The organism is Leptotrichia rugosa, from assembly GCF_041200005.1.
GTDB classification, from domain to species: domain Bacteria; phylum Fusobacteriota; class Fusobacteriia; order Fusobacteriales; family Leptotrichiaceae; genus Leptotrichia; species Leptotrichia rugosa.
The window spans coordinates 1,550,531-1,576,035 of sequence record NZ_CP165644.1 but is presented as its reverse complement, the minus strand read 5'-3'; the positions used below and the strand labels follow the sequence as shown (position 1 = coordinate 1,576,035).

Sequence of the window (25,505 nt, the reverse complement as noted above, 5' to 3'; positions counted from 1 at the left end):
CCCTTAAAAATATAAAACGCTCAATTTATTTTAATTATATCACTTTAAAATTATATTTTTATTATTTTTTAATTTTTTATTAATTATAAATCAAAAAAAATTTTATTATCCAAAATTATATTTTCTAATATTTATTTGCATCTTTTCTATTGATGTCAATCACTTGAGTTGTACCATCCCTTTTTTCAATTATCCAGCTCAGAATATCGCCTTTTTCCTTCGTTACCATTGTACTTCCATTTCCTCCGATGTCAGCTCCTAAAAAAAATGAAATTGCTTGCACTGGACATTCTTTTACGCATGAAACGCAGCCCCAGCAGTCTTTTGGATATTTCATAACCGCTTTTTTATTATCCATTTTTAAATCAGTCATTTCTATCAAAGTTCCTGGACAGACTTGTGTGCATTTTGTGCAGCCTATACACTTTAATGGATCAATTACTATGCTCATAGAAATCCTCCTTCACTATTTCTCTTGTAAAAACTTCCAACTTATCATTTATCAATTTTGAATTAACATATTTAAAAAATTTCTCGTCCATTTTTGGATGATCCAAATTTTCATTAAATGTGTGCCATCTCGTCTCTTTTCGGTAAAGCAAATGTGCAATTAATGACTTACAAACTAAAAGTCTATCTTTTAATTCATATGCAAACATCAAATCATGCATATCTTCCGCTTTTGCACCTTTTGAAAGTTCGATTAGCTGAGAAATTTTTTCATCCGCCAATTTTAACTGTTTTTCATTAAACTGATAATTTGTAGAAATTCCTCCAGCGTATTCGTCCATCACTTTTTGCATTCCCTCTTCCAAATCTTCTATTGAAAATTCATTTATCTTATTTTTCTCAAAATTTAAAATATTTTCATATTCTTTTATTATTTTCTCAGATTGTTCAGAAAAATTTTGATTTTCTTTATTTTTTTCATTTTCCAAATTTATCTTTGAAATTACGTCAAGTGCAGCAATTTCCCCTTCTGCCAATGCTCCTGTGACATATTTTTGTGGAAAGCCTCCAGCTACATCTCCTGCTGCATAAAGACCTTTTACAGTCGTCTCTCTATTCGTATTTATCCAAAATCCACTCGCTGTGTGTCCTCCAACTATGTAAGGCTCTGTTCCTTGAATTTCAACATCCTGCTCATTTGGATTTTTCCCGCTCTCTATCCATTTAAGCGTCTGACTTGGCGCCATATTTAAATACGCTTTTAACAAACTTTTACTTTCTTCATCGGTAATTCCACTCGTCTTTAAATAACATGGACCATTTCCCAGCTGATTTTCCTTAACTGTTCCATAAACCCGCTCACTCGTTGTAATTCCGTATTTATCCTCATATACAAAGCCTCTTGAGTTTACTTGCTTTGCTCCAACTCCCTGTGCAATCGTTCCAGTTGGTGCAATCGTGTCTTTACATCTAAGCGCAATAAATCTCATTTCAAAAGTTGTCATCTCTGCTCCAGCTTTTATTCCCATTGCATATCCAGCACCCGTGTTAAATGGCGGATACCACATTTTATGTCTGGAAAAGCCTGGATTATTTGGCTTATAAAGTCCAGAAGCTCCTCCTGTCGCAACAATCACTTTTTTTGCTAAAATTTTATAAGCCGCATTTTCTATTATAGAAAAACCTACCGCTCCTTTAATTTCGCCATTTTCTGTGATTAAGTCTGTTATATTTACAGTATTTAATACTTTTACATTTTTAGACTTTTTCACAGCATTGGCAAGTATCGGTTTAAAATTTTCTCCATTTATTTTAATATTTCTATTTCCACGGTTGACATATTCCCCGTTTGCATCTTTCAAAATTACAAGTCCTAATTTTTCAACCTCAGCCGTAATTTCGTTGAATCTATTTGCAGCGGTTAAAACCAAATCTTTTCTCACAATTCCATTTGCATCTTTTATCGTGTAATCTACATAATCTTGCGGTACCCTGCCTTTCACATTATACGCATTAATGGCATTGATTCCAGCTGCAAGACATCCGCTTCTTTTAATATTCGCTTTTTCTACAACAAGCACCGATAAATCAGAGTTTTTGCTAATTGTTACAGCCGCATAGCAACCAGCTGTTCCACCCCCGATAATTAGCACATCCGTTTCAAGTTCTTTTACTTTTAGCACATTAAACCTCCTTTTTATAAGTTTTTAAATTACGACATCGTTTTGATTTCGAGTATTTGCATTTTCCAAAATTTTCACTTTTTCGTCATTATCAAAAACAAAAGCACGATAAATATATACATTCACTTCTTCATTATTGAAAACCGCATCTTCTTCAATTTTTCTATTCCCTTTTATTAGAATCCCGTTAACTCTAACTCCAACTTCTACTTCTTTTCCACGAAAAAGTGTATATTCCACAACCCCTTTTTCAGTCGAAGCCGAATATCTAAATCGCTCCCCATTTTTTATAATCGTAACATTTTCTGCTCTAATTATCGCTTTTGAATTATTTTCCAAATGTTCAAATCCCTTAAATTTATTTATGCTCTCAAGCTCAATCGGATTTCCCATAAATTTTGCCACAAATGCAGTTTTTGGATTACTGTAAATTTCTTTGGGAGAACCCACTTGCTCAATTCTCCCTTTATTTGTGACAATTATTTCATCAGCAACTTCTATCGCTTCTTCTTGGTCGTGTGTCACAAAAATACTCGTAATTCCAACTTTGTCAATGGTTTTGCGAAGCCAGTTTCTAAGCTCCTGTCTAACTTTGGCATCAATTGCAGCAAAAGGCTCGTCTAACAAAAGAAGTTCTGGATTTGGTGCTAATGCCCTTGCAAAAGCCACTCTTTGTCTTTGTCCACCAGACAGCTGATTTGGATAACGATCTCCCAAATTTTCAATATTTACAAGTTTCATAAGTTTTTTAACTCTCTCTTTTATGACACTTTTTTTCTCCTTCATAATTTTTAGCCCAAACGCAATATTGTCAAAAACAGTCATATACCGAAAAAGCGCATAATTTTGAAACACAAAGCCAATTCCTCTTTTGCTTGGTGAAATATCATTTACAACTTTTTTGTCAATGATTATCTCTCCCGAATCAGGTGTTTCAAGTCCCGCAATCATTCGCAAAATTGTTGACTTTCCACTTCCAGAAGGTCCTAACAATGCCACTAATTTTCCTTTTTTTATTCCTAAATTGATGTCATTTGACGCTTTGTAGTCATTGTACGTCTTATTCACATCTTTTAATTCAACATACATGATTTTCCCTCCCTTTCCTTTATTCTACCAAGCCTTTTCGGCATCAATTTTACGAAATTCATTAAAATCAACATTTTCTATTTCAATTTCTTTATAATCTTCAATTAATCCAAGAAATCTATCTTCATTTGCAAATTTTTCAAATTCAATATTTTCATTTTTTATAATATTTGCAATATCTTCAAGAAAATATGGTATTTTATTTGCTTTTATTTCTCCCAAGTTTTCATTAAGTTTAACAGTTTTTCCACTAAATTCTCCCCTTGCAAAAATTGCAAAATATTCCCCATCTTTTTTTCTTCTTCCGCTAAAACCAAGTCTTGCGATTTGTGGAGTTGCACAAGAATTTGGACATCCAGTAACTTTTATTTGTGGCAAATAATTTGTAAGCTCTCTTTTTTCATCGTTGTCAAAAAATTCAAAAATGTAGTCCAAAATTGGCGGAGTATCCAAAATTCCAACATTACAAGTCGTACTCCCAATACAAGAATATGAACTGTAAAATTCATTTCCTCCGTAATATTCGCTCATAATTTCTTTTAATTTTAATACATCTTCTTTTTTAAGTCCACGAACCAAAATACTTTGAAAACTTGTAAGTTTCAATTCAACTTTGTAATCCAAATTTTTTACAAATTCAATTAATTTTTCTCCATCTTCCTTATAAATATTTCCTCTCGCAGGTCTTAAATAATATCCGTATTCTCCTTTATACTTTCCTGCCACGATATTTTTTTCATTTTTCAAGAATTCGTCGTTTTTAATACTTTCATCCGTATTTTCTTCACTAGAAAATATTTTTATTTTTTCTAATTCTTTTTCTCTATCCAAAATTTCTCTTTCTTCAAGCAATTTTCTCGTATAAATTTTAAGGCTGTCCCCTTTTTCTGCATAAAAATTAGAAATATATTCGTTACACAATTCCAAGAATTTCTCTTCCCCTAAATTTAGCAAAACATAACGAAGTCTTGCTCTAGCACGAATTTTACGATTTCCATGGTCATTAAACACATTTCTTATTGCATGAATATAATACAAAAATTCGTCTTCTTCAATAAATTCCCTTAAAACAATCGAATTAGTCGAAATTGGTCCAATTCCTCCGCCAACATACACTCTAAATCCTTTTTTCCCGTCTTGAATAACCGCTTGAAAACCAATGTCATTTATTTTCACATAAAGTGAATTTTCTTCTTTATTTGAAAAAGCAATTTTATATTTTCTCGGTAAGTGCATAAATTCGCGACCGTTTAAAATGTAGTCAGTAACAATTCTAGCATGAGGCGAAACGTCAAAAACTTCTTCTTCAAATCCAGTTGTTTCGGGAGTAATTACAGCTCTGGTTGAATCTCCGCAAGTCGCTTTTGTAAAAAATCCTCTTTTTGAAATAACCTCCAAAATTTTTGGTAAATTTTCTTTTTTCATTCCGTGTAGCTGAAAATCTTGTCTAGTTGTAAGATGAAGTCTTCCATCACAATATTTTTGCACAACGTCTAATAAATATTCAAAGTCTTCAATGTCTATTTTACTTTCAAAAAATCGAGGTCTTGTCATATAAGTATCTTTAATCCTACCTTCGGTATAAAGTGCAAACGAAGTTCTAAGTTTATTCCACTCCTTTTCTTTTTCCTTGTCTTCAAAAGATTCTTGAGTCAGATTTAAAATAAAATCCAGCTCTTTTTTCTCTCTCTCTTTCTGATAGTTTTCAATTTCCTTAAAATCATTCAATTTCATATTTTTCCCTCCAAAAATTTTTTTATTTAATAAAAAACTATTTATCCACAATTATTTTTTATTTATTATATACTTTTTTACATTATTTTATAATTGTATATACAAAAATAAGCCTATATTTTAAATTTGTATAAAATGATTGTCAAAGTTTTGTTTAACCTCGTTTTGTTTAACCTCTAATTCCCTAGATATTCCCTATTAAACTGTATCATTTTTTCAACATTTACAACGACCAAAAGCATATCATTTTCCAAAATTTTTTCATCTGGCAAAAGCGATATTCTCAGTTCTTCGCCTTTTCTTTTTATTCCAATTACATTCATTTCATATTTTTTCCTTAAATTCAGCTCGATAAGACTTTTTCCAATAATTTTTTTAGGCGCTTTAAATTCAAAAATCCTATATTTTTCAGAAAATTTCAAATGCTCTGTCACATCTGGCTTTAAAAATTCAAAAGCTAATTCTCTTCCAACACTTTCATCAGGAAATACAACTTTTTTCGCTCCAATTTTTTCTAAAATTTTTCCTTCAATTTTTGTAATAGCTTTACAAATAATTGTTTTTATGCCCAGCTCCTTTAACATAACTGTAACTAATGCGCTTGTTTGCAAACTTCCTTCAATGCAAATAAAAGCCACTTCAAAATCATCACTGCTCACCACTTTTTTTAGAGAATTTTCTTCTGTTACATCAAAAGAAACCGCTTCTCCAACAATTCCGTCATCTATTATCTGCTGTGTAAGTTCTTCATTTTTATCGATTACAAGCACAGTTTCGTTGTGATTATAAAGCGTCTTTGCAATACTTCTTCCAAATTTTCCCGCTCCTATAACTAAATATCCTGCCATTTTTTCCTCCTAAAAATTATCCTATTAAAATATTTTCCTGTGGATAAGTGTAACGTCCTTTTTTTAAATTTGACTTCGATAATGCCAAAGCAATTGTAAGTGGACCAACTCTTCCAACAAACATCGTAACTATAAGTATAAATTTTGAAATGTCCGCAAGGCTTGGAGTCAAATTTCTTGAAAGTCCAACTGTTCCAAACGCTGAAAACACTTCAAAAACCAAATCCAAAAGATTCTTATTCCTTTCAAATAAAATCAATAAAAATACACAAATTGTCGTATAAATAAGTGAAATGAATAATACAGTTATTGCTTTACTGTATATCCTCCAGCTTACGCTTCTTTTATCATATTCAATCGTATCTTTATTTTTTAATGTCGCTAAAGTTCCTAAAATTATAAGTCCAATCGTTGTAGTCTTTATTCCGCCACCAGTTGATCCAGGGGAAGCTCCAATAAACATAAGAATAACAAATAATAGTGAAGTTGACCTCTTTAGACCCAAAATTGAAATGGTATTAAATCCTGCTGTTCTCGTCGTTACACTTTGAAAAAATGATGCTTCCAATTTTTGTCCAAAAGATAAATTTCCAATTGTACTTTTATTGGAATATTCCAAAATAAACATCGCAACCATTCCTATTATTACTAAGAAAATAGATATTTTAATACTTAATTTAGTTGTTGAAGTCAATCTTTTTTCTTTTTTCCGCAAAACATTATAACAATTTAAAATCGTTGAAAATCCGATTCCGCCTAAAAATATCAGAAGTGGAATTGTAATATTTATTAAAAAACTGTTTTTGAATCTGTATAAATTATCTGGAAATAGTGAAAATCCCGCATTACAGAAAGCCGAAACAGAATGAAAGAAAGAATAATAAACTGCTTTTAAAAAACCAAATTTTTTTATAAATTCAAAAAATAAAATAATAGTTCCGATAAATTCAATGATAATTACAGAAAAAATAACTTTTTTCACATATTCTTCGATTTTAAAAGTCGTGTCAATATTTATATCTTCCTGAACGATTTTTTTCGTGTAATACCCAATTTTTTTGGAAATCATAATGATTATAACTGAGGTGAATGTTATAACTCCAAGCCCTCCAAGCTGGATCAATACTAAAATCACCATTTGCCCAAAAATATTATAAACACTGCCTATATCAATACTGGAAAGCCCTGTCACACAAATAGCTGAAGTTGCTATAAAAAATCCGTCAATCAATTTCACACTTTTACCATACCTCATAGAAATTGGCAAAGACAACAAAATCCCACCTAAAATTGTAACTACCATAAATGAGAGCAATATTGTCATATATGGCGAAAAAGATTTATTTTTTAAAAACATTTTATTTTCCTCCATTCATTCACTTTTTACTTTTCTAAAATAAATTTATCACATTCATTTTTTTTTGTCAATAAAAGTAAAATATGAATTTTAGAAAAAATATTTATTTGGTATTGACAATGAAAAAATTTGGGATATACTTATATAAAGATTTGAATTAAATAGAATATTAATAAAAAATTATATGGAGGGATTTATTATGAAAAAAAGGCTATTACTGGCTCTAACAGCGTTTTTACTGGCTTGTACATTTGTAAATGCAGAAACACTTGAAGAAAGAGTGGATAGACTTGAAAGAGAACTAAGAGAAACTAAAGAAGAATTACAAAAACAAATTGCTGAAAAACAAGCTCCTGCTCCAGTTGTAGCAGAAGCTCCAGCATTAGACATATCAAAATTAACTGATGGATTTGAATTTCACGGTTATGGAAGAGCAGGACTTCTTATAAATCAAAATGGAGATAAAGGAAGCTCATTCAAAGTTCAAGATGAAGGATTTGCTCAAAAATATAGATTAGGTAATGAAGATGACACTTATGCTGAATTAGAATTGGTTAAAAAATTTGATGTAAATGGAGCAAAAGGTTCAGTTCACTATATGTTTTCAACAAAATCAGGTGCAGGAGACGAATATAAAACATGGACTTCAGGAAGTTCAACAAATCCAGGTTCTGAAAACGATTCATTTAAAACTAGACAATTTTATGTTGATATAACTCCAAATGATGGAGCTACTTATTGGGCAGGAAAAAGATATTATGCAAGAGAAGATATTCATATAAATGACTATTATATTAGAAACTATTCAGGAACAGGTGCAGGAATTCAAAATATTAAACTTGGTTCTGGAGCAGCTGATGTTGCATTAATTGCAAACGATCCTAGCGATCATCCTGAATATACACTTCATTCAAGATATTCAGTAGGACCATGGGCTTTTGAACTAGCAGGACACACAATGAAATCAGATTCTATAGATAAAGATATAACTGAATGGGGAGCACAAGGTTCTGTAAGTTATAGCCTGCCTGGTTTTTATGGATTAAAGGACAAAGGATCTTCTAAAATAGTTCTTCAAGGTGGTAAAGGACTTGGTTCTGGAAGTGGACTTGGAAGTGCTACTGCTTGGGGAGATACTAGAAAAGACGCTTACTCTGTGAATTTAGTGACATACGGTCAAGCAAATCTTTCAGACAGATGGCAAATTATGCCTGAATTAGGTTATAGATACGATAAAAATTTTGGTGGAAAAAAAGATCAAAAACAACAATGGGTAACAACTGGAATAAGAGTTGTCAATCCAATTACACAACATTTTGCTATGCAATATGAAACAGGACTGGACTATGTGAAAGTTGATAAAGGAAATACAAACTACGACAGCGGACTATTCAAATTAACAGTTGCTCCAACTTTGAAACTTGACACGGATAATTTCTGGGGAAGACCTGAAATTAGAGCATTTGTAACTTATGGACATGGATTGGGAGATAAGAAATTTATAAGAGTTGATTCGGATGGAAAAGAGCGTAATAAAGGTGTTCAGTTTGGAGTTCAAACAGAAGTTTGGTTCTAATTTATAACTTTTGATAAAAAATTATTATTTTAAAATTTTAGGGAAAATCATTTTTCAGTAAATAAAAAAATTATATTGTAAATGATTTTCTCTTTTTTTATAAAAAAACTATTTATTAATCAAATATTTTACTTAATCAACTAAAAAACTAAAATTGTATTTTAATTCTAAATGTGATAAAATGAATTATTAGAAACCATAACTATAATTACAAAGGAGAGTAAAAATTATGAGTTTAAAAAATTTGCCAATAACTCCGCTTTTATCGGTACAGCTCGATGAACAGCAAGAGGCTTTGTTTGCAAATAATGAATTATTAGCTAACCTTTTGGGAGAAACTATATTCAATTACGCTGGACTACATATTTATCAGACTACTGAAAATCTTACGGCCGCCTCGAAAAATTACTATAAAACACTTAAGCATGTGGCTAGGGAAAATTTATCTTTATTTTGCTCTGATTTAACTGACAGTGAAATTCTACGTGTAATTAGAAGTTTTTCGATTGCAGCGGCACTGGCTAATATTGCGGAAGATGTATATCAGACGCATCAGCAAAGAAGAGTTCGTATTTCCAATAAATTACAAATCGGTACACTTGAAAAATCTCTGCAAAATCTAAAAACTAAAGGTATTTCACAAGAAAAAATACTTGAAGCAATGGAAAAAGTATCAGTTGTCCCTGTTTTAACAGCACATCCAACACAAGTTCAAAGAAAGACTATTTTGGATATTACAAAAAAAATAACTGATGTTTTAGATCAATATGAAAATGTAAAATTAAAACAAATTGATGAAAAAGAATGGATTGACAAATTGAACCGTGAAATTCAAATTTGGTGGCAAACTTCTATGTTGCGCGAATCCAAATTACGTGTTACAGATGAAATCAGCAATGCTCTAAGTTATTATAATATTACATTTTTTAGCGAAATTCCAAACTTGATAAATAAATTTCAGGAAATTTCACAAAAAATGGGAAATTCGGTACAAAATTCGCAATCTTTAATTCCACTTACAATGGGAATGTGGATTGGTGGAGATAGAGATGGAAATCCTTTTGTAACAGTTGACACATTGGAAAAATCTGCTCAAGCTCAAGCAATTACATTATTTCAGCATTATTTCTCAGAAGTGGAAAAAATTTACAGAGATCTGTCAATGTCTATTACAATGACAAATGTTACAGAAGACTTACAAGCTCTGGCAGATGCCTCTGGAGAAGTTTCTCCACACCGTACAAAAGAGCCTTATAGAAGAGCTGTTACAACAATAAGAGACAGACTTGTTGCAACTGCTTATAACTTGTGTGACAAAAATATTAACTTGTTGCCACCAAAGAGAAAAAATGGAGTTGACGTTCCATACAGGAATTCAAAGGAATTTACAAAAGATTTAGTTATTGTCGCTGAATCACTTATCCGAAACAACAGTGAATTTTTAACTCATGGAACGCTTAACAACTTAATCTGTGCAACTGAAATTTTTGGATTTCATCTTGCCACAATAGATTTAAGACAGGATTCAAGTGTCCATGAAGTCTGCGTTGCGGAACTATTAAAAAGTGCAAATATTTTAGGAGATTATTTAAGTTTGCCAGAAGAAGCTAGATGTAAAGTTCTACTTCGTGAGTTGGAATGCGATCCTAGAATTTTAAGTGATCCAACTATCCCACAAAGTGAATTGCTTTCCAGTGAGCTTGCAATTTTTAAAAAAGCGAAATCGCTTCATGAAAGATTTGGGAAAAAAATTATTGAAAAAAATCTTATCTCTCATGCCACGAGCGTATCAGATATGCTAGAAGTAGCTATTTTATTAAAAGAAGCGAACCTTGCTAAAGGAAACAAAGAAAATGAATTTTGTGATTTATACATAGTTCCATTATTTGAAACAGTTGAGGATTTAGAAGCTGCACCAGATATACTTAGAAAATGGTTTAGCCTTCCAATTGTGCAAAAATGGATGGAAAAGAATGGAAGAAAACAGGAAGTTATGTTAGGTTATTCTGACAGCAACAAAGATGGCGGATATTTGAGCTCCAGCTGGTCTTTATATAAAGCGCAAAAAGAACTTACGGCTGTAGGACATGAATTTGATGTACAAATTTCATTCTTCCATGGTCGTGGTGGAACTGTCGGTCGTGGTGGTGGACCAAGTTATGAGGCGATTTTGGCCCAACCCGAAGGAAGCACAGATGGAACGATAAGACTTACAGAACAAGGGGAAGTTATAGGAGCAAAATACGGAAATCCAGATTTAGGATTTAAAAATTTGGAGGCGTTAGTTTCTGCAGCGCTTGAATCTAGTGCTTTGACAGTGGAAGACGCCGCTTGGGAAGAATATGAAAATATTATTGAAGAAATTTCTAAATTAAGTTATCATTCTTACAGAGATTTAGTTTATAACACAGAAGGTTTTTCAGACTTTTTCTTTGAAGTAACTCCGATAAACTTTATTTCTGGTCTAAATATAGGTTCCAGACCATCATCAAGAAAGAAAAAACAGACACTTGAAAGTCTCCGTGCAATTCCTTGGGTATTCTCATGGTCGCAAGCCAGAATTATGCTACCTGGCTGGTATGGTGTTGGAACTGCTTTTACAAAATGGATTAATGACGATGAAAAAAAACTTGAAGTTTTACAAAAAATGTATGCTGAGTGGCCATTTTTCAAATCTACAATCTCAAACGTAGATATGGTTTTATCAAAATCAGATGTATCAATCTTTGCGGAATATGTAAAACTTGCAAAAGATCAAAAAGTTGCACAGGAAATTTTAAAAGAAATTGTAACAGAATGGGAACTTACAATAGATGTTCTTAAAAAAATCACTAAAAACGATGTTTTATTAGCTGACAACGCAGAACTTGCAAGCAGCTTAAGAAACCGTTTGGCATATTTTGACTCAATGAACTTCTTGCAGATTGAATTGATAAAAAGAGCAAGAAAATTTGAATCTATAGATGAAATTCCGAGAGAGTTAAGAAAAGCCATTCACATTTCAATAAACGGACTGGCAACAGGACTTCGTAATAGTGGATAATAATAAATAATTAATTTATAAAACAAAAAGCTGCATCTAAATAAAAGATGCAGCTTTTTATTTAATTGATTTTAAGTTTTAGTGAAAAAATCTTAAAATAATTTTCCTTGATTTTCTTTTTGTATTCCTTCCACACATTCATAATCTTCCAGTATTTTTAATACAGTTTTATTTAACTTCGTTCTCTTCGTCAAATCTTCCAGTGACAAAAATGGGTCTTTTTCCCGCTCTGATACAATCTTTTCAGCAACAGACTCACCAAGCCCGTCTACAGCAATAAGTGGCAGCTGAATTTTTTTATCTTCTGTTATTGTGAAAAACTTTGCGTTGGATGTCAAAACATTTGGCTTTGCAAGTTCAATGTTACGATAATTCATCTCTATTAAAATCTCATACAAAAATAATTCCTGCTTTTGTTTTGCATTCAAATTTGGATTTGATTCCAGCTCCCTTCTTAAATTTTTCAATTTTTTTAGAGAAGGTGAATCTTCTTCTGTACCAGATTTTTTCTTTTCAAAAAACATCGTAGTCATTTTAAAATCTCCGACTTTTCTATTTAAAAAAGCTGCATAAAATTCCACAGGATAATGAACTTTAAAATATGCAATTCTCACCGCCATCATAACATATGCCACAGCGTGTCCCTTTGGAAACATATATTTTATTTTTTCACAAGAATCTATGTACCACTGCTCAACACCTTTTTCTTTCATCAATGCTGAATATTCTTTCCATTTATCAGGATCTTTTGTAGGTCGTCCCTTTCTCACAAATTCCATTATTTTAAATGCTAAAGATTTATCCAGTCCATCGTCGATAAGCTTATTCATAATGTCATCTCTCACCGTTATAATCTGGCTCAATGTTGCAACTCCACTTCTCACATAGTCCTGCGCATTATTTAGCCAGACATCTGTTCCGTGCGAAAGCCCTGAAATTCTTACCAATTCCGCAAAAGTTTTTGGTCTTGTGTCAACTAACATTTGTTTTACAAAAGATGTCCCAAACTCTGGAATCCCTGACGTTCCAGTTGGAGAACCTATATCATCTGGAGTCACTCCAAGCGCTTGAGTTCCACTAAAAAGACTCATGACTTCTTTATCATCAAGCGGTATCTTATAGATGTCAACTCCCGTCAAATCCTGTAAAATTCTAAGCGTAGTTGGATCATCGTGTCCTAAAATATCTAATTTTACCAGTTGCTCGTCCATAACATGATAGTCAAAATGCGTTGTTTTAAAATTAGATTTCATATCATTTGCAGGTCTTTGTATTGGACAAAAATCGTAAATTGACTTGTCTTTTGGAACTACTATCATTCCTCCTGGATGCTGTCCAGTTGTTTTTCTCGCTCCTTCACATCTCATCGCAAGTCTTGTAACTTCAGCTTTTCTCTCTTTTATTTCTTCCGTTCCTTCACTTTCTTCCAGATATTTTTTTACATAACCAAAAGCATTTTTTTCTGCTAATGTAGAAATTGTTCCAGCACGAAATACATTTTCAGAAGTTTCAGGATATTCAGAATTTTTAGGATTTTCAAAATCTTCAAAATTTATAATTTTTTCAATATCTTCAATATTTTCAATATTTTCAAGAGCATCTGAATTAAATAGCCATTCAGTATATTTATGAATTTTCCCTTGATATTCTCCAGAAAAATTTAAGTCAATATCTGGCACTTTTTCTCCGTTAAATCCCATAAACACTTCAAATGGTATTGCATGTCCATCTTTTATATATTTTGTACCACATTTTGGACAATTCTTATCAGGATAGTCAACTCCATTTCCTTCTTCATTCATAAATTCAGTATGCTTGCAATTTGGACATCTGTAGTGTGGATAAAGTCCATTTACTTCAGTAATTCCCATAAGATAGGCGACAATAGACGAACCGACTGAACCACGGGAACCAACTAAATATCCTTTTTTTACCGATTTTTTAACCAATATCTGTGCAATTAAATAAAGTACAGAAAAGCCATTTCCAATAATCGAATTTAACTCTTTCTCCAGTCTTTCTTTCAAAACCTGATCAACATCATCGCCATAAAGCTCCTCTAATTTATCATAAGTCATTTTTCTTACTAACTCTTCAGCCCCTTTTATCTTTGGTGGATAAAATCCTTCAGGAACCGGTCTTATTCCAGCATCAATCATATCAGCAATTTTATTTGTATTTTCAACAACAATTTCATTAGCAATTTCATCGCCCAAATATTTAAATTCTTCAAGCATTTCTTCAGTTGTCCTAAAATATAATTCTCTATCAAAAAATTCGTATCTTGAACCATCGACAAACTTAGTTTTTCTTAAATTTCCACTTCCTAAAAGTAAAACATTTCTGTTAATTGCTTCTCTTTTGTCTAAATAATGTACATCTCCTGTAGCAACAACTATTTTTCCTAATCTTTTCCCCAAATCATAAAAATATTTATTCATTTCTTTTATTACTTCTAAATTCTCAATTTCACTCGTATTTTTTTCTACCAGTTCATTATATGTAATTGGTGGTTGTATTTCTATATAGTCATAAAATTTTGCCTTTTCTTCAATTTCTTCTGTTTCTCCACGCAAATAAAGATTTATGAGTTCCCCTCTATTTCCATATATCCCAGTTGCTGAACTTGCAAGAAGTAAATTTTCTCTCATTTGTTTTAATAATGTTTTTGGAATTCGCGGTTTTCTCATCCCAAAGTAGTCAATGTGCGATTTGGAAATTAACTCATATAAATCCCTTAATCCTTTTTGATTTTTTACTAAAATCATCGTATTCAGTGTTTCAGCATTTTGAATATTTGGTTGAAGATTCATATTTATATCTTTTAGTGTCAGAATTCCTTTTGTTATAATCATATTAAAAAATTTCTGAAAAACTTCAGCAGTTGCTCTTGCATCGTCAATAGCTCTATGGTGTGATTCTAATATTATTCCAAAATATTTAGTCAAATTTGCCAATCCAAATTTTTTTTCATTAGTAAGAAGTGCCCTTGCAAGTGGAAGGGTATCAACTACACTTGGGGAAAACTCTAAATTTTGGTCAATTGATTTTTGCTTAATGAATCCCACATCAAATTTTGCATTATGTGCAACAACTGTGGAATCGCCACAAAATTCTAAAAATCTTGGTAAAATTGTTTTGATGTCAGGAGCATCTTTTACCATTTCATCAGTAATTGAAGTAAGTTTTACAATTTCTTCAGGAATAGGAATTTTAGGATTTACAAATTCAGAAAATTCGTCAATAATTTCCTTCCCTTTCATTTTTACTGCCCCAATTTCGATTATTTTATCATTAAACGGATCAAATCCAGTAGTTTCTATATCAAATACAACATATGTTTCTTCTTCAATTCCCAAATCTTTGGGATTAGTAATCATTTGAGCTTCATCATCTACAACATATGCTTCCACTCCGTAAATAATTTTAAAATTTTCATTTGCTTCTTTAAATGCAAACGGGAATGAATGCACCACTCCAAAATCTGTTACCGCAATGGCACTATGCCCAAATTCTTTTGCTCTTTTTGCATAATCTTTAATTGACATAACTCCGCTCATTTCACTCATATTCGTGTGAGCATGAAGTTCAATTCTTTTTTTTAGTGCTTTATCCTCTTTTTTTACTTCTTCTGATTCAATCGATTCCAAATCTTGCACTCCAATGTAATCTTCAGCATAAAAGCTGTCTTTTTTGTAATATCCTTTTACCTTTACCCAATCATTTACTTTAAGTATTGCAATTTGTGCCTCATCTTTAGGATTTAAAAAAATTTTACAATTTATTGAATCGTTGTAATCGGTTATCAAAAAATCGTACATTAAGGAATTGTTTTTTGTTTCTCTCACATCAATTTTAAAAATTTTTCCTTCAATTTCAACTTCAACAGCTCTTCCTCTGTTGTCACCATTCTCACCAGTTTTTATATTTTTTAAATCTGAAATCTCAAATTTTTGTGCACCACCTTTAAACTTACTTTTTTTAAAGCTGCTTTCTCCACTTAAGGCAGATGAATATTCAAGTGAAGAACCTTTTATAACATTTTCAGGTAAAACTTCTCCAACGAGTGGTTTTTTATCTTTTTTGTTATCATTATTTTCATTGTTCATGCTATTTTCTTCATTCTTTTTATTTTCTTTAATTTCTTTATTTTCATTGTTCTCGTTGTTTTCATTATTTCCGTCATTTATATCGCTTTCAAAATTTTTATTCACAATTTCTATTTTTAAATTTCTGTTTAACACTTTAGAAATTCTCATTTCCAAAGCTTTAAAAATTTCATCTTGTTTCATTTTCTTTACAGCTTCCTGCGACAAAAGCTCTAAATAAATTATATTTCCTAAAATTTTAATTTCATAATTTGTCAAATACACAGCATATTTATTTTTTTCTGTCTTTTTATACTCAATAACAAAGGTAATGAATCTTTTTACATCGTTAAAAATCAGTTCTTCATCCACGTCAAACTTTATTTCAATTTTGGTTTCTCTCTCTTTTTTACAAATCAATTTTCTTAATTTTGAAATATCATCAATTGCATTTTCGTAATCGCCAATGACAATACTCATAACAATTCTTTTTTCAAGTGCAAACATATTCACAAACTTTATTTCAAAACTTTTTATATTATATTTTTGTAAAAAACCTACGGATGGCTTTATTTTACGGTATTTTTCTTCTTTAATGCTATCTTCCATTTTATCCCCCTTAATTTTTTCTTATAGTTTACTTCGTTTGTTAGTTTACTCCTAACTTACATTTTTTTAATATTCTAAATACAATTTATTTTATTTTATCTCCTGTCATTATTAACGGCATTGAATTCTCAGCATCAAATTCTGATTTATCAAATCCACCATAAATTTTTATATTTTTGAATCCTATTTTTTCAAAATAATTTTTTAATTCATTGTATTCAATATTTAAAAGAATTTCTTCATTTTCTATTTTATTATCTAAAATCGTTTTAAAAATAATATTATTTTCTTCATTCAAATAATAGGCTCTCTCAAATTTTACTTTTTCATTTTCAATCAACGGAAGATTTCCAAGAAAATTATTTTTATATTTATTCTTCTCTTTGTTCTTTATAAATTTTACAAAATTAATAATTTGAATTATAATTTTCCCGTCATCATTCAATTGGTTGTAGGATTTTTCTAAAAATTCATAAATTTCTTTTTTACTGTTTAAATGTGGCAATGCATTTCCTATGTTTATTATTGTGTCAAAGTTTGGAAATTTATCTATGTTTAACATATTTTCATTTAGAACCAAAATTCCTTTTTCAGCTGCTTTTTTTATAAGCCTTTTGTTTAAATCAATTGAAGTTAGTTGTAAACCTTTTTCATTCAAATATTTTGTCACTTTTCCTGTTCCTGCTCCAACGTCAAGTATCTTTCTACCTTTTACTTCTTCATCTAAAAATTTTTTCTGCATTGATGATAGAGGGAAAATGTAGTCGTATTTATCTGCAATTGTGTCATAAAATTTTTTCATGCTTTTTTCATTTTCTTTTCTATTTGGCATAAAATCAGCTCCTTTTATAATTTTATTTTTATTAAAAATATTATTTTTTTTATCTACAAATTTAATATTTCTTTTTGCAAAATAAATTATATCACAAAAATTTTACTTTTTCATTTTTTTTATGAAAAGAGCAATTTATCTTCCTCTTTTAAAAACCTGCAACTTCTTAATAAATTTCATTAAAAAAATTTTTAATTTCTTTTTTTTTAAAATATGTTATAATTCTAGTAAATATATAAAGAATGGAGAATTTTTAGCATGAATATATTTGAGAAAAAAATAAAAATTAACGAACTTACAAATTTAAGAAATAATCTTATGAAAGAAGGAAATGTCACAAAGGAAGTTGAAGTTTTAAAAGAATTGTCGCCACTTATTGAAGAAGTTTTCGGTGAGAAAAGTGACGAGAATATAAAAATTTTAAATGAAGTTGGGGGAACTCTAAAATATGTCGGCGAGTATGACAAAGCAAAAAACGCTCTTTTAAAAGCGCAGAAACTTATTGTTGGGCGATATGGGGAAAATAGCGTTCCTTATGCGACTTGCAGTTTAAATTTAGCTGAAGTTTACAGATTTATGAAGCAATATGACCAGACGGAAGAAATTTATTTAAATGCAATGAGAATTTACGAAGAGAATAATTTGCAAAATGATTATGTCTATGCGAGTGTCTGCAACAATTTAGCACTTTTTTATCAGGAACTTTCGCAATTTGAAAAAGCGATTTCTCTTCAAGAAAAAAGTTTAAAGATTTTAGAAGAAAAAGGAGAGAATCCGATTCAATATGCAATAACATTAAGCAATCTTGTGCAACCTTACATAAAAATAAAAAATATGGAAAAAGCGAATGAATATTTAAAAAAAGCGCTAAATTTAATCGAAATTGAAGTTGGGAAATCTCACAACTTATATGCTGCTATTTTAAACAATGTCGCAAGTTTTTACTTTGAAGAAGGTGAATATAAAAAAGCACTTGAACTTTTTTACGAAAGTTTGGAAATCTGTAGAAATATTTTTGGCGAAAACAGTAATAACTATAAAAATATTTTGGAAAATATTCAAATTGCAAAAGAAAAAATTGGAGATAATTCTGAATCTTATGACAAAACAGAATATATCAGCTGGTAAAAAATGGAATTAGGAGAAAATATGGAAAAGATAAAAGGTTTGGAATTATCCAAAAAATATTTTGAAAAAGTTTATTTGCCAATTATAAAATCAGAATTTCCTGAAATATTGGAAAAAATGGCGGCAGGACTTGCAGGAGAAGGTTCGGAGTGCTTTGGTTTTGATGATGAAATTTCAAAGGATCACGACTTTGGTCCATCTTGCTGTATTTGGCTGGACAACAACGACTTTGAAAAATATGGCTTAAAACTACAAAAAAGACTAAATGAACTTCCAAAAGAATTTATGGGATTTCCAGTTTTTTGCGAAAGTGAATTTGGAAGCAACAGGCGAGGTGTGCTAAATATCGACGACTGGTACTACAAATTTTTAAATCGAGCTGACTGTCCAAAAGATTTATATGAATGGCGACTAATTCCAGAAAAATTTCTAGCAACTGCCACAAATGGAGAAGTTTTTTTAGATAATTTAGGAAAGTTTTCAAAAATAAGAAATGAATTAAAAAATTATTTTCCAGAAGACATAAGACTAAAAAAAATTGCCGCAAGATGTATGAAAATGGCACAATCTGGACAATATAACTATTACCGATGTATGCGAAGAGGAGAAATCATTGCAGCTAGACTTGCTGAAAGTGAATTTATTTCTGAAACAATCCACATGATTTTTTTACTAAACAAAACCTACAAGCCTTTTTACAAATGGATGGCAAAAAAAATGAAAGAACTTCCAATTTTAGGAAAAAAAATTTATTTTTTAATCGAAGAATTAATAAAACTTCCAACAGGTGCATTAAATAGAAAAGGAGAAATAATCGAGGAAATAAGCATGTCTGTAATTAACGAGCTAAAGCGTCAAAGTTTAGTTCCAAGACAAATCCCAAGCGATTTTTTACAAGACTACGGGCCTTTTGTCCAGCAAAAAATTAGCGATGAAAAACTTCGCAATTTACATCCAGCGTCAGATTAAATAAACTTAATAAACTAAATTTATTAATTAATTAAAAGAAAAATAAAAAATATTGTTGTTAATAATATTAATATTATTAATTAAGAAAGGAAAAGATGGATAGAAATATTACAAAAAAAGAAACTTATATAAGACAAATTTTAAAAAGAGAATGGGAATTTTTCCAGCAAGTGCACCACACCGAAGGAAGAGCTGAATGTCAAAATAATCCCGCCGAATTTGAAATTATGAGAAGAAGCCAGTGGGAAACACTTCCTTGTGAAATTTTGGAGAGTTATTTAGAAGATTTAATTTTGGCAAAACATAAAAATCAAAACTTAGTTCAGGATAAATATGCCAGAATGATGGAATTTAGCTCTCCAAAAGAATTCGAACTGATAAAATCATATTTGCCAGAAATTTCTTTAGAAAAAAAAGAAATTATAAAAAAAATTGTGAAAATCTATTTAAAATGGGAACTTGAAATAATAAAAGAATATCCACATTTAGCTTCTAAAGCAAGACCCCTTTACTCAAAAGATGATACGCCAAATTACACTTCAATTGAAACATACTTAAAAGGCGAATTAGCTTCATATTCCTTAAAAACTCTAAAATTATATTATAATTTTATTTTGGAATATTTAAATCAAAATAAAAATTTAGCGCTTGAAAATATTCAAAATATCGTTTTGAAAAAGGGATTTTCTTCGCTGGAAGAAGCTGAAAATATAAAAACAGAAATTTAAAAAAATAAAAATCAATATTTCTAAAAATTATAAATATTTTTAATATTGATTTTTTTTATTTTTAATTTAGTAAATTTTTATATTCTATTTCCGTTTTTCTTATAATTTCTGCTTTTTTCTCATTTATCATTTGACGAAAAAATACATTTTTTATTTGGTTGCTCTGAGATGAAAAATAGTTTCTTACATTTTTTATAATATTTTTTAAATATTCTTCTTTTGTTTTTTCCTGCGCCTTTTTTAAAGCCTCTTTTTTTCTTTCAACATTTCTTCCAATAACTCTATTTCTTCTCTTTTAATTGAGTCAAGTCTCTTCGCTCTCAAAACCTCTTCTTTACCAAACTCATCCAAAATATCCAAATTTTCTATATTCTCAGAAAAATCACTTTTCCTCTCGTCTTTCTGCATCTGTTTTTCGTCATCTTCTTGCAATGCTTCCACTTTTTCAGCCTTTTTCGCAAAAATTTTACTGCTCAATTTTGAAAAAAATCCACTTTTTTATTTGGATTTTCCACTTCTTCTTCATAATTTATTTCAATTTCAATTTGTGTTTTTTTATCCAAATCTTCTAATTCTGCGTTTCTAATATTTCTAATTTTTTCCAGTCTTTCTTTTTTCATTTTAAATTTTTCAAATTTTTGAATTTCCCACTTTTCCCTTATCTTTTCGTTATTATAATCCATTTTTTTATAAAAGATTTCTTTTTTTAATTTTTCTATTTCATCTTTTTCACTTTTAAAATCTTCAATTTTTCTCTTGATTTCCGAATCAAAAAAAGAAATTTTACTAGTCTGATTCACTTCTTCCGAATAATTTTTTATAATAAGTTTCACTTCCAAAAATAAATCACTAAAATTTGTATTCAGAAATTTTTTATTTCTCTCTTTTATATCTTCTAAATTTTGAATCATATCTTTCTCTAGAAATTGACTCACATAAGTTTCGATGTTTTCCAAACTTTGATATGATTTTTCTTCTAAAAATTTTATAATTTTATTTTCAGATTTTTTAAGTTCTGATTCCAATTTTTTATTTATTGAATTTTCAATTTCATTTGTTCTAATTTCCAAAAGATTTTTTATATCTTGTAATTTATCCATTTTTTGTTTTTTCATTTCAACTCCAATTTTTTCATATTTTCAATATTTTTTCCTTATATAATTATACTAAAAAAACAAAAATAAAACAAAAATTTTTTGGAAAATTAAAGATTTCAATAAACAAATAAATAAATAAATTAATTAATATAATTTGAATTTTTTGAAAAAAATTTATAAATTTACTTGAATACTTTTGAACTTTTTTTATAGACAACTTCTTTGACACCCATTTTTACATTTGAGATACACGCAACTACAAAAAAATAATCCGATAATCTATTTATATATTGCATTCCATATTCATTCACATCTTCATTTTCTTCAAAAAGTTTTACTATTTTTCTCTCAAGTTTCCTAATATTAGCACGAATTAAATGAAATAAACTAGAAATTTCACTCCCGCCAGGAATTATGAAGCTCTCCAGTTTAGGCATTTGTGGAATATATTTATCAATCAAACTTTCCAGCCATTTCACATCTCCACTTTCCTGCTTGTACTCTCTAAGTTTATCTGGTGTTGCCAAATCACTTCCACAGTCAAATAATTGCTGCTGTATTTTCTCACATTCTTTTAAAATTTCTTCCAACTCAGTCACATTTCGCATTTTTGCAACAAGCACTCCAAGCATTGAGCAAACTTCATCTACAGTTCCATAAGCATCGACACGGCTGCTATTTTTACTAACTTTTTTTCCACCATATAATTTTGTAAATCCTTTATCTCCATATTTTGTATAAATTTTCATATTTTTTTATCCTTTTTTATTTTTTTTTAATTTTCTTTTTTATTTATATTTTTTTGTTTTTATGTCATTTAATTTTTTTATTTTTTTCGATAATTAAGTGCTTCTAATAAATGCTCTTTTTTTATATTTTCTTCTCCCGCAAGATCAGCAATCGTTCGTGAAACTTTTAATAATTTGTCAAACATTCTCGCTGACAACTTTAAGTTATCAACCGCTTCTTTCATTATTTCCTGAGTTTTTTTATCAATTTTACAATATTTATTTATTTGTCTTTTAGTCATTGCATAATTTAACATATTCGATTTAAATCGCTTTTTTTGAATTTCTCTGGCTTTAATTACTCTTTTTTGAATAACTTCAGATTTTTCTGATAAAGTTTCACAAAATAGCTCTTCCTTTTTTAACTGGCGCATTTCTACATACAAATCCATTCTATCCAAAAGTGGTCCTGAAAATTTTTTTTGGTATCTTTTTATATCCAAAGGACTGTCGTGGCAAAGCGGATTATCAGGAAAATATCCACTTGGCGTAGGATTTGAAGCTGTGATTGTTATACTTTTCACAGGATACGTCATCGTAAAATTTGCTCTGGAAATAACTATTTTCCCATCTTCCAAAGGCTGGCGCAAAGTTTCTAGTGTTTTTCCCTCGAATTCTCCAACTTCATCTAAAAATAGCACTCCATTTAACGCCAAAGTTATTTCTCCAACTCTTGTTGCACCTCCCGCAAGTGCCACTTCTGTAGCTGAATAATGTGGCGCACGAAAAGGTCTTTTCGTAATTATCGGATCTTTTTCACTCAAAAGTCCTGAAATGCTGTAAATTTTTGTAGTTTCAATTATTTCTTCTTCTGTCATCTCGGGAAGTATCGTCGTAAATCTTTTTGCAAGCATTGACTTTCCTGAACCAGGATCTCCTATTAAAAATACATTATGTCCTCCAGCGGCGGCAATTTCTAGCGCTCTTTTTGCTAAAAACTGACCTTTTACATCGCAAAAGTCTATCTTTTCATCTTCATTCTGAGAATCTTTTTCTTTTATTTCATCATTTTTATTTTTTGAAATCTCAATATTTTTTTCATCCGCCTTTTTACATAATTCTTCCACGCTTATTTCTTTTTCAAAAAAATCTAAAACTTCTTGTATATTTTGCACAGGAACTATTTCAATTCCCGAAATAAGTTTAGCTTCGTTGTAATTTTCAAATGGTACAATCACTCCTAAAAAATTTTTTTCTTTTGCCAAAATAGCCGCATTTATTGCTCCAGTTACCGATTTTATTTTACCATTTAAAGAAATTTCTCCCAAAATCAAATAATTTTTAAAAATTTCAACATTTGGAATTTTCCCAATATTTGCAAGTATTCCTAAAAAAATACTTAAATCAAAATGACTTCCTTTTTTTTTAATATTTGCTGGAGATAAATTCACAAGAACTCTTCTGACTGGAAACTCAAATTCCATATTTTTAAAGCAGCTTCTAATTCTCTCCTTGCTCTCAGAAATTGCCTGATCCCCCATTCCAACAATATTAAACACAGGAAGTCCTCGTGACAAATCGACTTCCACTTCCACAATATATGTATCTATCCCAAAATAGCTACAACTAAATAAACTTATAGCCATTGTATCCCCCTTTTTTTAATTAAATTTTAACAATATTATTATACCATTTTTATTTTATTTTTTCAAATAAAATAAATATTTTTTTCTCAAATAATAGAAAAAATTTAAAAATAATGGTAAAATATAAAAAATAATGATAATAAATAAAAAATTTTATAAAATTGTTAAATAAAATAAAAAATATTACGAGGTGAAAAAATTGAACGAAAAAAAAGAGAAAATTTTAATTGTTGACTTCGGGTCGCAATATACTCAATTAATTGCAAGAAGAATTAGAGAAATGGAAGTTTACTGTGAAATCGTCCCATTAATTGATGTAGAAAAAATCAAAAATGGAACTGAACCTGTAAAAGGAATCATTCTTTCTGGAGGACCTGCTTCAGTTTATGAGGAAAACGTTCCAACAGTTGATAAAGCTATTTTTGATTTAGGATTACCTATTTTAGGAATCTGTTATGGAATGCAACTAATCACTCACTTAAACGGTGGAAAAGTTGAAAAAGCTGATTCGAGAGAATTTGGAAAAGCTATTTTAGAAGTTATAAACGGAGAAAATCCTTTATTTAAAGAAATTAAGAAAACTTCTAGCATCTGGATGAGTCACAACGACCACATTACTGAATTGCCTGAAGGATTTGAAATAATTGCACAAACTGACTCTTCAATCGCTGCAATTACAAATAACAATGGAATTTATGCATTGCAATTCCACCCAGAAGTAGTTCATTCTGAATGTGGAACTGAAATTATTGCTAACTTTGTTTTCAATATTTGTAAATGTGAAAGAAACTGGAAAATTACAAGTTTCATTGAAGAAAAAACAAAAGCGATTAAAGAAATCGTTGGAGACGAACATGTTTTACTTGCGTTATCAGGTGGTGTGGATTCTTCAGTTGCAGCTGTTTTGATTAATAATGCGATTGGAAAACAATTGACTTGTATGTTTGTAGACACTGGACTTCTTAGAAAAGATGAAGGTAAAAAAGTTTTAGAATATTATAAAGAACATTTTAATTTAAATATTGTTTTTGTTGATGCGAAAGATAGATTTTTAAATAAATTAAAAGGCATAGATGAGCCAGAAGCTAAAAGAAAAATTATTGGACATGAATTTATCGAAGTTTTCAATGAAGAAATTAGAAAGTTAAAAGGTCAAGAAGGTGCAAAATTCTTAGCGCAAGGTACAATTTACCCTGATGTTATCGAATCTCAATCAATAAAAGGCCCTTCTCATACGATAAAATCTCACCACAACGTTGGAGGACTGCCAGAAGACTTGAAATTTGAACTATTAGAGCCTCTAAAAGAATTGTTTAAAGATGAAGTTAGAAAAGTTGGACATGAATTGGGACTACCTGACACAATTATTAATAGACACCCATTCCCAGGACCAGGACTTGGAATTAGAGTAATTGGAGAAGTTACACCTGAAAAAGTAAGAATTTTACAAGAAGCTGATGACATTTTCATTAATGCTTTGATGGAAGAAGGACTATATGGAAAAGTGGATCAAGCATTCGTTACTTTATTACCTGTTAAAACTGTAGGAGTTATGGGTGATCAAAGAACTTACGAATATGTGGCAGCTATCCGTTCTGTAAACACTATTGATTTTATGACAGCAACTTGGTCTAAATTGCCTTATGAATTTTTAGGAGATGTTGCAAATAAAATTATCAATAATGTAAACGGTATAAACAGAATTGTTTATGATATTTCTTCTAAGCCTGCAGCTACGATTGAGTGGGAATAATTAATAAAATTAATTTTAATACTTTAATTACTGCCTTTGAGTACATCAATAAAATATAAAAGTACCAAAAAAGTACTAAAATTGAGAGTGTCCAGAATTTTGTGTAAACTCAAAATATAATATATGGTACAGGATGGTATTTTTATCA

The 25,505-nt window shown here is 30.0% G+C and carries 18 protein-coding genes; 6 read left to right on the top strand and 12 right to left on the bottom strand.

The annotated features are described in order from the left end of the window. Positions 1-124: 124 nt before the first annotated feature. The 6 genes from AB8B22_RS07795 to AB8B22_RS07770 form a co-directional block, all read right to left on the bottom strand. A complete protein-coding gene (locus AB8B22_RS07795) occupies positions 125-451 on the bottom strand; it encodes a 4Fe-4S dicluster domain-containing protein (RefSeq protein ID WP_094079958.1) in 327 nt (108 codons plus the stop codon). Then, on the bottom strand, positions 435-2,132 hold the full coding sequence (locus tag AB8B22_RS07790) for an adenylyl-sulfate reductase subunit alpha (protein WP_237048573.1): 1,698 nt from the start codon (positions 2,130-2,132) through the stop codon (positions 435-437). The genes AB8B22_RS07795 and AB8B22_RS07790 overlap by 17 nt, the downstream gene beginning before the upstream one ends. Positions 2,133-2,156: 24 nt before the next feature. After that, the gene (locus AB8B22_RS07785) at positions 2,157-3,221 is read right to left on the bottom strand and encodes a sulfate/molybdate ABC transporter ATP-binding protein (protein ID WP_369710687.1); all 1,065 of its coding nucleotides are present in this window, start codon (positions 3,219-3,221) and stop codon (positions 2,157-2,159) included. A gap of 24 nt (positions 3,222-3,245) precedes the next feature. After that, positions 3,246-4,955: a nitrite/sulfite reductase gene (locus tag AB8B22_RS07780; protein WP_369710686.1), complete on the bottom strand. Its 1,710-nt coding sequence runs from the start codon at positions 4,953-4,955 to the stop codon at positions 3,246-3,248. 176 nt (positions 4,956-5,131) lie between these two features. After that, positions 5,132-5,803, bottom strand: coding sequence for a potassium channel family protein (locus AB8B22_RS07775; protein ID WP_094079962.1), 672 nt, complete (start codon positions 5,801-5,803; stop codon positions 5,132-5,134). 16 nt (positions 5,804-5,819) lie between these two features. Beyond that, a complete protein-coding gene (locus tag AB8B22_RS07770; protein WP_369710685.1) occupies positions 5,820-7,160 on the bottom strand; it encodes a TrkH family potassium uptake protein in 1,341 nt (446 codons plus the stop codon). A gap of 199 nt (positions 7,161-7,359) precedes the next feature. Between AB8B22_RS07770 and AB8B22_RS07765 the strand changes: the two genes are divergently transcribed. After that, entirely contained in the window at positions 7,360-8,736 is a 1,377-nt protein-coding gene (locus AB8B22_RS07765) for a carbohydrate porin (RefSeq protein WP_157697359.1), read from the top strand. 229 nt (positions 8,737-8,965) lie between these two features. Next, positions 8,966-11,779, top strand: a complete 2,814-nt coding sequence (gene ppc / locus AB8B22_RS07760) for a phosphoenolpyruvate carboxylase (RefSeq protein ID WP_369710684.1) — start codon at positions 8,966-8,968, stop codon at positions 11,777-11,779. A gap of 92 nt (positions 11,780-11,871) precedes the next feature. Here ppc and AB8B22_RS07755 read toward each other — a convergent pair whose 3' ends face one another. Beyond that, positions 11,872-16,476, bottom strand: a complete 4,605-nt coding sequence (locus AB8B22_RS07755; RefSeq protein WP_369710683.1) for a PolC-type DNA polymerase III — start codon at positions 16,474-16,476, stop codon at positions 11,872-11,874. Positions 16,477-16,561: 85 nt separating this feature from the next. After that, positions 16,562-17,308 (bottom strand): class I SAM-dependent methyltransferase, encoded by a 747-nt coding sequence (locus tag AB8B22_RS07750; protein ID WP_369710682.1) that lies wholly within the window; start codon positions 17,306-17,308, stop codon positions 16,562-16,564. Between the two features lie 258 nt (positions 17,309-17,566). Between AB8B22_RS07750 and AB8B22_RS07745 the strand changes: the two genes are divergently transcribed. From AB8B22_RS07745 to AB8B22_RS07735, 3 genes are all read left to right on the top strand, one after another. Then, entirely contained in the window at positions 17,567-18,436 is an 870-nt protein-coding gene (locus AB8B22_RS07745) for a tetratricopeptide repeat protein (RefSeq protein ID WP_369710681.1), read from the top strand. A 21-nt stretch (positions 18,437-18,457) separates the two neighbouring features. After that, on the top strand, positions 18,458-19,405 hold the full coding sequence (locus tag AB8B22_RS07740) for a DUF4037 domain-containing protein (RefSeq protein ID WP_369710680.1): 948 nt from the start codon (positions 18,458-18,460) through the stop codon (positions 19,403-19,405). A gap of 95 nt (positions 19,406-19,500) precedes the next feature. Further along, a complete protein-coding gene (locus AB8B22_RS07735) occupies positions 19,501-20,133 on the top strand; it encodes a DUF4125 family protein (RefSeq protein WP_369710679.1) in 633 nt (210 codons plus the stop codon). 240 nt (positions 20,134-20,373) lie between these two features. Here AB8B22_RS07735 and AB8B22_RS07730 read toward each other — a convergent pair whose 3' ends face one another. The 4 genes from AB8B22_RS07730 to AB8B22_RS07715 form a co-directional block, all read right to left on the bottom strand. Beyond that, positions 20,374-20,610: a hypothetical protein gene (locus AB8B22_RS07730; RefSeq protein WP_369710678.1), complete on the bottom strand. Its 237-nt coding sequence runs from the start codon at positions 20,608-20,610 to the stop codon at positions 20,374-20,376. Further along, positions 20,607-21,248 carry a hypothetical protein gene (locus AB8B22_RS07725; protein WP_369710677.1) on the bottom strand — a complete coding sequence of 214 codons (642 nt, stop codon included), beginning with the start codon at positions 21,246-21,248 and terminating at the stop codon, positions 20,607-20,609. The genes AB8B22_RS07730 and AB8B22_RS07725 overlap by 4 nt, the downstream gene beginning before the upstream one ends. A 164-nt stretch (positions 21,249-21,412) precedes the next feature. After that, a complete protein-coding gene (locus tag AB8B22_RS07720) occupies positions 21,413-21,979 on the bottom strand; it encodes a cob(I)yrinic acid a,c-diamide adenosyltransferase (RefSeq protein WP_094079971.1) in 567 nt (188 codons plus the stop codon). 77 nt (positions 21,980-22,056) lie between these two features. Further along, positions 22,057-23,604, bottom strand: coding sequence for a YifB family Mg chelatase-like AAA ATPase (locus AB8B22_RS07715; RefSeq protein WP_369710676.1), 1,548 nt, complete (start codon positions 23,602-23,604; stop codon positions 22,057-22,059). A 190-nt stretch (positions 23,605-23,794) separates the two neighbouring features. Here AB8B22_RS07715 and guaA point away from each other — a divergent pair, with 190 nt between their 5' ends. Then, on the top strand, positions 23,795-25,357 hold the full coding sequence (gene guaA, locus AB8B22_RS07710) for a glutamine-hydrolyzing GMP synthase (RefSeq protein WP_369710675.1): 1,563 nt from the start codon (positions 23,795-23,797) through the stop codon (positions 25,355-25,357). Positions 25,358-25,505 lie beyond the last annotated feature (148 nt).